Genomic DNA, 9,903 nt, shown 5'->3' with positions numbered 1-9,903 from the left:
GTTTTCTTCCGCTCGGTGATGTCGGTAAACATGCCAAACGAACCAACATACTCACCCGTAGCGGAAACAATCGGCGCCGCCGACACGATTGTCCAGAGTGTCGTTCCGTCGGACCGCTTAAACCGGTGTTCGTATATACTGGATGTTCCAGCCTCACGGGACTCCATCATTTCAGCGTGTTCTTCGATATCCTCTTTGAACATGAAGAAATCAATTGGATTCTCCATGAGAATTTCCATTGAGCAACCCAGCATTTCAAGCATCCGAGAGTTTACAAAGGTTGTTTTACAACTGCGATCCATCACCCAAATACCTTCATTCGCCGTCTCGACAATTCGCCGGAATTGCGCTTCGCTTTCGATCAGTGCTGTCTCTGCCCGCTTCCGCTCGGTGATATCGGTAATAAACCCTTCCAACCACAGCAGATTTCCGTTTTCATCGAAGATTCCTTGTCCACGTTCCCAAACCCAACGAGTCTCACCATTTGCTGTGATAATTTGGTATTCGCCTTCAAAACTTTCCCGCCGACTTAAAACTTGCTGCCATTTATTCCATAACGGCTCTTGGTACTGAGGATCGACGATATCGTTATAAGAGAGTTTGCGATTGTTGAAGAAATCCTCGGGCTCGTAACCGGTTACTTCACGGCATCCGATGCTAATGTAGTCCATTGTCCAGTTGGGATCATTGGCGCAACGATAAACAAAACCGGGTAGGTTACTGATTAATGTCGCCCATTTCCGTTCGCGTTCCCGCAATTCGATTTCCGCTAACTTCAATTCAGTGATGTCGCGATTGACTCCCACCATCCGCCATGGTTTGTTGTCATTGTCGAGGATTATAACGGCATTCGCTTTGATATACTTGATGGAACCATCGTTCAATACGATGCGGAACTCGGTATCATACTCCCGCCTCCCCGCTTTTACATCCTCGCTGGCGCGATACTGCTGCTCGATATCTTCCGGATGTACAAGCTTTACAATCTCAGCGAAATTGCATGTAAAAGTCGACCGGTCGACGCCGTAAATCTCGTACATCCGGTCATCCCAAATCAGTTCACCGGTGGGAATATTCCAGTCCCACACTCCCATTCGGGAGGATACGGTCGCCAACCGCAATCGTTGGGTTACTTCTTTCAGTGCAACTTCAGCATGTTTCTGTTCGGTAACATCCAACATACTGATGACAAGGACCCGCTTTCCCTTGTTATCTTTGATGTCGACCATGTGTTTTTCGCAAAGGCGTTTCACACCGTCTTTGCGAATAATCGTGAAAGTGTAATGGTGTTCATACGGCTCATCGCGAAAGACTTTCTGGAAGTTGGTTACAACAAATTCCAACGATTCAGGCGCAACAAAGTCTGCAAAGGAGCTTGCGTGTTGAATTTCTTCCCGGGAATAGCCGCCTACTTTTACCATCTCGTCATTTACCCATAGAATTTTCGCAAATTCGTCGATAATACAGATGGCGTTATGTGAATATTCCGAAATCGCCCGATAACGTTCTTTACTCTCCCACAGCTCTTCTTCTACCTGCTTTCGTTCGGTGACATCGCGAATCAGACCTTGCGTACCAACAATTTTTCGGTCAAGGAAGAGCATCGCTGCGTTTAACTCCCCCTGAAAAACAGTACCGTCTTTCCGCCGCATCAAAAGTTCGAGTTTACTTGCCGATTTGCCGGTTGAAATCGCACATTGAAATGCTTGGGTGGCTATCGGGATTTGATCTTCCGCTAAGAACTCCGTGAATTGATGATTTATCATCTCCTCGGGCAGCCAACCAAAAATGCGAAGCGAGGATGGGGAAACATAGGTTATTACTCCTTTCTCGTCGGTTTGATACAACATATCGACGAGTTGCTCCGCCATGCTACGGAACCGCTCTTCACTCGAGCGCAACTCGGATTCGACCCATGTCCTCAAGGCAATCTCGTTTTGCGACGCTTGATACAACTGGGCATTCTTAATCGCTAATCCAACTTGCAGTGCGAAAGCCTCGATCAGATTCATCTGGCTTTGTGTGTACGCGTTTGGCTCGGTGCTTAGTACTTGAATCACACCTGAAACCCCATCATCGTTTTTGATCGGAACAATGATCGCTGTCTGGGCAGGTTGCGTACCTTCCGATGAAGTGCTGACTTTATCGCTATCGGGTGCGATAATGTACTTTACTTTAGTATCCTTGAACTGCTTGTCATAGTCCTTTATTAATTGCGCTCTACCTGACCGAATGACTTTACTTACTATCCCGGTTCCTTCCGGCGCTAACGGAATTTCCGGAACACTCGATACGCTCTTCTGTTTTCCGTCGGACCATGCGGCAACGCAACGAATCTTCTCAGTATCCGGATTGAAAGTGGAGAGTACAAAGGCATCAAATTTCAAAATGCTCTGCACAAATGCATGAACTGCGTTGTAAATCTCATTGAGTTGCAAAGTTTGATTGATCGATTGGCTGGCTTGAATCAACAATGTCAGATTTTCGGAATGTCGGCGGAGCTCCAACTCTGTGCGTTTTTGATCGGTGATGTCATCGGCAATTGTCAATAAACGGGGAACGCCACCAATCCGAATTTCCTCCGCAGTTACAAGACAATCGATGGTTGTTCGGTTTTTTCGGGTAATTTTACATTCTACTGCAGAAACTCTCCCCAAATTGGAATACTCCACAGCCAATCGATCTCGATCTTCGGAACTGATAATGCCGATTTCAGTCGCTGTTTTGTTCAACAACTCTTCACGGGTGTAGCCCAACGCTTCACAAAATCTGTTGTTAACATCAAGTAGGCTACCGTCTTCGATCTGGCTTAACGCCATCAACAGAGGGGCTTGTTGGAAAACGACGGCAAATTTCCGTTCGCTCTCACTTTCCGATTCCAGAGCCAGTAGGGATTGCCGCTGCTGTTCTAAAAAGCGAAACTGGTTCGATAACAATAGACTCAGAATGACAAATATTTGAATCGAGACAACTCGATTCTCAATTAGGATAACATCCCATGCTTCATAAGAAGCTGAGGTTTGCCCGAAGTAAAATGCCAGAATTGCAAATACGAAACCGAAGAAGGTGAACATTTTCGGGGTTAACCGCAATGCTGCGATGAAGAGGAAGCAGATTGCGATGTACTTCTGGGATATCGCTTTTCCCCCGATTCCCGAGAAGATGACGAACCATGTAGCAAAACTCAGGACTGATAGGATTATCAGCTCAGCGAGGGCAGCGTATCCTTGCTTCTTAACCAGTCCTTTCGATGGTTTTGACCATGCCACGATGAGGGGAGTAACGGAAATCATCCCGACAATATCGCTTGCCAGTTTTTGCAGCCAAACCTCAATAAACGAATTGGAAGATTGTGTGCCGATAATTGTGTAAAGTGTGGCATTAATACTTGCGGCAAAAACAAACGCTGCGATTACCCAAAGCATCGATAGAACAGAACTGGTTAACTGTACTTTGCGACTAAACAAACGGCGCAACATGTATGCGCCGACCGCCGCTTCCAGCGATCCGCCAACCGCATGTACTAAACTGGCAACCGTGCTCTGTTGGTGAAAGATGCCATTAAGGATGTGCGCCGGAAAAACCGTGAGAATCAGTAGCAGCCAATATCGCTTCGCCGTCAAGAGGAGAATCGCCAGAAACAATCCACTTGCCGGCCAGAACGAAGCAAAACCCTCGGCGCTTAGAGTGAGTATGTTACCAAATTCTAAACAACAGATGTAACCAACAAAAAACAGCAAAACTCGAATTTGCAGTTGCTTTGCGGTGAGCGGATCGTTGGAGTTCAGTTTCATGGTTTGTCACATGATGAGTTGTACTTCGGAGCAAGTGAACTAATATCGACGCCCAAACAATCTTTTTTACATCACACTTTACTCGTGTTTGGGTTTTGATTCGTGTTCGGAAGATTCGTGTTCCGCCGTGTTTTTCAGCAATTGTGCTTGATTTGGGTGTTTTCCCATCCACTCGACTTCGCCGGTCTCGATATCATACATCGCCCCAACGATTTGCAAGGAACCTTCCTGAACTAACTCGCAAGTCATCGGACTTCGACGCAAGAGGTCTTCAATCGATACCCAAACATTTTCCCGGATTGCGATGGGAACGAGCTCTTTCCCGTGTAATTTCGGGTTCCGTTCACTGGCACGTTTCGCGGCAGGGACGATGTTATCGACCAAACCGGGGATACTCCCGTGTACTTGACCACCTGTAACAACTGCGGTGACTGCGCCGCAATTGCTATGTCCCAATACCACCAACAACGGGGTTTTCAGGTGTTCGACGCCATACTCGATTGAACCGATTTCATCACTGTCGCAGACATTCCCAGCAACCCGCACGACAAACACGTCGCCGATCCCTTGATCGAAGAGAATTTCCGGAACAACCCGGGAATCGGAACAACTAATGACGGTAGTAAAGGGGTGCTGCCCCCCGCTATTGGTAACTTTACGACGGACAGCATCTTGATTGGGATGAATCGTTTGTGCGGTACAGAATCGTTTGTTACCGGTGATGAGTTGTTCCAAGGCAGTGTCGGAACTCAAAGCTTCCGCGGCATGCACCATCGGGACAACAAAGAAAGAGAGGATTCCTAAACAGGAAAGTAGAGATTTTTGCAGCATTACCCACCAGAATGTTTACAAGTAGCACGTATTGACTAACCGCATCGATAATCGATATTTACAAAAATTTTTTCAAGGTAAATCAAAACATCGTCACTTACCAACCAAGTTTACCGGTTGGCAAAAAAAAAACGGATAGTGATGATGGATTATTTACTGCGAGTCCTCGGCAGTTTGGCGAGTCAGGCTTCCGATAAAATCAATATCCACCCCCATCGAGAGTACCCGTTCAATATCTAACAATAGGACGACCCGCTCTTTTAACTTCCCGATCCCGACGATGAACGATGTATCGACCTCGCTTCCGAATGCCGGTGGAGGTTCGATGTTGCTTTGGTTGATATTCATCACTTCGGAAACGCTATCGACAACGATCCCCGCTTGGAATTGACCAAGATCGACCACGATAATGCAGGTTTGCTCGGTTGGTTCGGCATAGGGAAAGCCAAATTTGGTTCGCATATCGACCACCGGAATCACTTTCCCCCGGAGATTGACTATCCCTAATATGAAATCGGGGGTATGGGGAATCTTGGTTATCGTGATCAATCCGATGATTTCCCGCACTTTCAAAATAGAGATACCATAGGTCTCTTCAGCAATCTGAAAGGTGAGATACTTTTCCGACGATACTTCGTTCGCCATGTTGAACTCCTTATGATTCTTTGTAATTCCGTTCCCTTACCAGACTTTTTGAATTTATCTCACAAATGGTAGCCGCGGGCTTTAGCTCGCGTTTCCTTAATTTGTGTTACCTGAGCGCGGGCTAAAGCCCGCGACTACCAACTCAAGGAACGATTCGTAAGATAGCTTGTTGTTTGGTCAAGCCGAGAAATATTTCGCTGTCGGGTGATGAAACACCAGCGCGCTAACAGACGCTTCCGGTTCCATCATAAACCCATCGGTTAACTGTACACCGATTTTATGCTCCGGTTGCAATAATCTGAACAAGATTTCCTGATCCTCAATCCGTGGGCATGCTGGGTAACCGAAGCTGATCCGCAATCCGCGATACCGGCATTTGATGTAGTCGCCAAACGCCATTTCCGAATCGTCGGGGTAACCCCAATCGGCGCGAATTTTTTTATGGATCCACTCGGCAGTCGCTTCCGCCGTCTCAATCGCCACCGAAGCGAGGATATGGCTATTTAGCAACTCACCGGCATTCATCCACTCATTCGCCAATTTACCGACTTCGGTACCGGCATTTACGACAAACATCGCCATCGAATCGTTGCCACCCTGCGCCAACGGTCGCACCCAATCCGATGCACAACGGAACGGCTCGGTTCGTTCGCGGGGGAACTCAATTTGTGCAAGTTCCTGTTTTGTCTTCGCATCCATAAGATACAACGATTCGTTCACTGAATGAGCAAGGAAGTACCGGTATAGCGCGCGGGGACGGAGAATACCCAAATGTACGGCGCGGTCGATTACTTTCTCCACCTGTTTCTGCAGTTCCCATGCCTGCTTGTCGCCCGGTTTATTGAGCCTTGCCATCGAGTTTTTCAGTCCGAGATGTTTGCCGTACAACATCATCGGATTGATGAGAGCAAGAATTTCGTCGAGCGGAAGCTCGGTCAATACATGTTCATCGTAGTCTGGCGGAGTCGGGATTTCGCATACTTCCCAGCGCGAACCGCTTGGCGCTGGCGGCAGTTCTTGTTCATTTTCGCTGCTGGAGGCAAGCAGTCGTTGTTGAATATCCTTCCATTCGGTGAACAGTTTCGGACGCTCGTCGTCGTCGGTCAACCGGTTCGCTAATTCGAGACCCTGCATCGCTTCGGCAGCATAGAAGGTGGGACCTAAATGCTCGAGCGCGATTTTAGTCATAGTAAATTTTTTTGTGAGAGCGGCACCACCAACAATTAAGGGAATATCGATGCCAGCCGCATTGAAATCCTGCGCGGTGGTAACCATCATCTGCGCGCTGCGCACCAACAGTCCGGATAATCCGATAAAATCAGGATTGTGTTCGAGCACCGCTTGAATCAATACATCCGGCGGAATCTTGATACCAAGGTTTACGACTTCATACCCGTTATTCGAGAAAATCATATCGACGAGATTCTTCCCGATGTCGTGAACATCCCCCTTCACCGTCGCGAGCAGCATTTTACCACGGGTTGACGATTTTGCGCCGGGCGCGAAGAATTTCTTCAAGTGATCGACGCCGACTTTCATCGCTTCCGCCGATTCCAATACCTCGGCGACAATTAGTTTATTATCGGCGAACAACCGCCCAACTTCTTTCATACCGACCATGAGCGGCCCGTTAATAATGGCGAGCGGTTCGGCTGATTGCAACGCATGATCGAGATACCCGGTGAGTCCCTCTTTTGTCCCGGTTACGATGCACTTGGCGATTTTCTCGTCGTTTGAGAGATGCCCCCATTCGTCAACTTTATCGGCTTGTACTATATCGCGGTAATGGGCGGCAAAGCGGGCAATCGCATCGTCGCGGCGCTCGTACAGCAAGTTAAGACTGAGTTCGATCTCTTCCGGGGGAATTGTCGCATAGCGGTGCAATCCAGCGGTATTAACGATTGCCATATCGAGACCGGCTTGCACATTTTCGTAGAGGAACACCGAATTGAGAACTTCCCGCCCCGCATCGGGCAATCCGAAACTTACGTTTGAGATACCCAATACCGTCAAGCAATCAGGCCAGCGAGTTTTTATTTCCCGTACAGCGGCAATCGTCGCCGCGGCAGCTCCGTGGTAATTCGGATCGCCGGTACCGCAAGGAAATACCAGCGGATCGAAAACCACCTCACCCGGATCGAACCCCCATCGGTTCACGAGCGTATCGTAGGCGCGCTCCGCTATCGCAAGTTTGCGTTCCAGCGTTACCGCCATCCCCGCTTCTTTGTCTTCGTCGATCAGACCAAATACGAGCGACGCGCCGAATTCTTTCGCAATCGGGCAAATCAATTCCAGCCGTTTTTCGCCATCTTCAAAATTAATCGAATTGATAATCGCTTTGCCGGGAATCGAACGCAGCGCATCCTCAACGACTTGTGCATCGGTCGAGTCGATCATGATGGGGACGCGGACTTTGCGCAGCAGCGAGGAAAGCACCCCGTGAAAATCCTTCCATTCGTCGCGGTCGGGATTCGCCGTACAAATATCGATGAGATGCGCGCCTTTATTGACTTGCTCTTTCCCGATTTCGGCGGCTAAGTCGTACTTCTCCTCGGAAACCATCCGCTTGAATTTGCGCGATCCAATTACATTCGTGCGTTCACCAACAAACACGGGACGAATGAAATTGTCGATGATAAGCGGTTCGTAGCCGGCAAGCGTTCTCCGATTCGCCTTCGCAATCGGAATGCGCGGGCTATAATGGTCGGCTAATTTGCGCAAGACTTTGATATGCTCCGACGACGTACCGCAACACCCCCCGACCACATTCAAAAATCCTTCGCGAAGAAAGCGGTCGAAGGCGTGATGGAATTGTTCAGGACCTTCGTTGTATTCCCCTTCGGTATTCGGCAATCCGGCATTCGGCACACACGCTACCGGACGATGACAGATTTGCGATAGTGAACGGATGTGGTCGGTCATCTTATCGGGACCGGTCGCACAATTCATCCCGACATATACCGGCTCATAACTTGCAACCGTGTAATACAACGCGTCGATAGTTTGACCACCGAGCATTGTCCCATTGGTCTCAATAGTTACCGATATTGCAACCGGCACCAATTGCCCAAACTCTTTGATCGCGAACTGCACACCGCGCCACGCCGCCTTCAAGTTGACGGTATCTTGTTGCGTTTCGAGCAGGAGATAATCGGCGCCGCCCAATAGCAAACCAAGTGCCTGCAACCGGTACGATTCGACCAAGGCATCGAAAGTAGTACCTCCGGTGATCGATAACGCGCGGTTGGTCGGTCCCATTGCCCCGGCAACAAATACGGGACGTTCGGAAGCATATTTCGCTATTGCACTTTTCGCCAGCTCAGCCGCCCGCCGGTTTACTTCATGGATTTCCTGCGCTAAACCGTACTCGCCGAGCACTAATGTCGAACCATTGAACGAATTTGTCTCGAGGATATCCGCCCCCGCGTCAATATACGTTTTATGCAACTGTTCGACGATTTGAGGTGCAAACAAGTTGAGCGCTTCGTTGCACCCTTCCTTATCCTCGCCGCCGAAATCGGACGCAGTTGGTTTCATCCGTTCGAGCGCCGTACCGGTTGCGCCGTCCATGACAAGGATTTTACGCGACAAGGCGTCGAGAAATGCCCGGGATTGATTCATCTACCCTAACTTTCTTAATGAGTTACCGAAAAAGAATATACGGAAGGAAAATCGATTCGTTATTGGGTTTTCCGTTTGTATAATAAATAAACCATGGAGGCTACCATGAAGCCGATGAATAAAATGCTATTCCTCTTCGGGATTCTGGTTCCCGCTACTGCTAAAATCGCATTCTATACGATGCAGGCGCTCGCCGCTCCCGGTTACTTTGCCGATAGTATACAAATGCAAGTAAGCATTATCGTTGGTTTACTGGCAACGGTATTCGAGCTGATGTTTGTGTTTACCATCTGGCAGCATTTGCAGGATGGGAAAACCCGCAAAACACCCCTCATCACTGCAACCCTTCTGCTCATTCCCATCTTCAACATCTTCTGGCGTTTTAAGGCATACTACGGTTGGCAGTCGGAGCTTCGCAAATACGGCACTCGGAACAATCTTACGGTGACGGCGCAGCGCAGTTGGGCGGTGTTGGCGTTCTGTACGCTTGCCGGGATCGCAAGTCTATTTGATTTACTCGATATAACCCTGAACCTTCGCTGGTTGGCGTTGTCGAGTAACTTTTTTGCGGCGAGCAGTCTGGGGTTTCTCGCAATTGTGATTTCGGATTATTGCGATGCCGTAACAGGAATTTCGCAACAGCAACTTCCCGAGTCGCTAAGCGCCAGCGCATCTTCACGCTGGTGGGAACAGGGGCTGGCATCTGTGGTACTGCCGCTTTTGCTGGTGTTTTCCGTAATGTTCACACCGCTTATTAAAAGGGAAATCGGACGATCCCACGTCACCTATGCCGTGGCGTCGATTGATGCGATTCGCCAAGCGGCGAATATCTATTACCACGATAAGGGATACTATCCGGCAACCGTTACCGATCTTACCAACGGCGGGTATCTAACGCTCGACCCGAAGACGAGAACCGAATGGAATTTTCAGCTCGTCGGCAACCCACCGACTCAAATTCAAGCTACTTCCACTAAAGCGATGCCGGGGGGAAAGGGTCTGACAGTAATGT

5 protein-coding genes are annotated in these 9,903 nt (G+C 48.9%); 1 reads left to right on the top strand and 4 read right to left on the bottom strand.

Annotated elements, in window-relative coordinates:
- From OEM52_11185 to metH, 4 genes are all read right to left on the bottom strand, one after another.
- Positions 1-3,794: PAS domain S-box protein (locus tag OEM52_11185; GenBank protein MDK9700697.1), on the bottom strand; the 3,794-nt coding region annotated here is incomplete at its 3' end.
- 78 nt (positions 3,795-3,872) lie between these two features.
- Positions 3,873-4,625: a carbonic anhydrase gene (locus OEM52_11180; GenBank protein ID MDK9700696.1), complete on the bottom strand. Its 753-nt coding sequence runs from the start codon at positions 4,623-4,625 to the stop codon at positions 3,873-3,875.
- A 153-nt stretch (positions 4,626-4,778) separates the two neighbouring features.
- On the bottom strand, positions 4,779-5,270 hold the full coding sequence (locus OEM52_11175) for a chemotaxis protein CheW (GenBank protein ID MDK9700695.1): 492 nt from the start codon (positions 5,268-5,270) through the stop codon (positions 4,779-4,781).
- Positions 5,271-5,447: 177 nt separating this feature from the next.
- Positions 5,448-8,891: a methionine synthase gene (metH, locus tag OEM52_11170; GenBank protein ID MDK9700694.1), complete on the bottom strand. Its 3,444-nt coding sequence runs from the start codon at positions 8,889-8,891 to the stop codon at positions 5,448-5,450.
- A 105-nt stretch (positions 8,892-8,996) separates the two neighbouring features.
- Between metH and OEM52_11165 the strand changes: the two genes are divergently transcribed.
- Positions 8,997-9,903, top strand: a 907-nt coding sequence (locus tag OEM52_11165; protein ID MDK9700693.1) for a hypothetical protein, incomplete at its 3' end; no start/stop codon positions are given.

Source organism: bacterium, from assembly GCA_030247525.1.
In the GTDB taxonomy this organism is placed as follows: domain Bacteria; phylum Electryoneota; class JAOADG01; order JAOADG01; family JAOADG01; genus JAOTSC01.
Note: the sequence above shows the minus strand (reverse complement) of the source record. Positions and strands in the feature narration are given on the sequence as shown.

Coding starts and splice junctions, on each gene's coding strand:
- metH (MDK9700694.1), bottom strand. CDS start 8,891: ATGAATCAATCCCGGGCATTTCTCGACGCCTTGTCGCGTAAAATCCTT.
- OEM52_11175 (MDK9700695.1), bottom strand. CDS start 5,270: ATGGCGAACGAAGTATCGTCGGAAAAGTATCTCACCTTTCAGATTGCT.
- OEM52_11180 (MDK9700696.1), bottom strand. CDS start 4,625: ATGCTGCAAAAATCTCTACTTTCCTGTTTAGGAATCCTCTCTTTCTTT.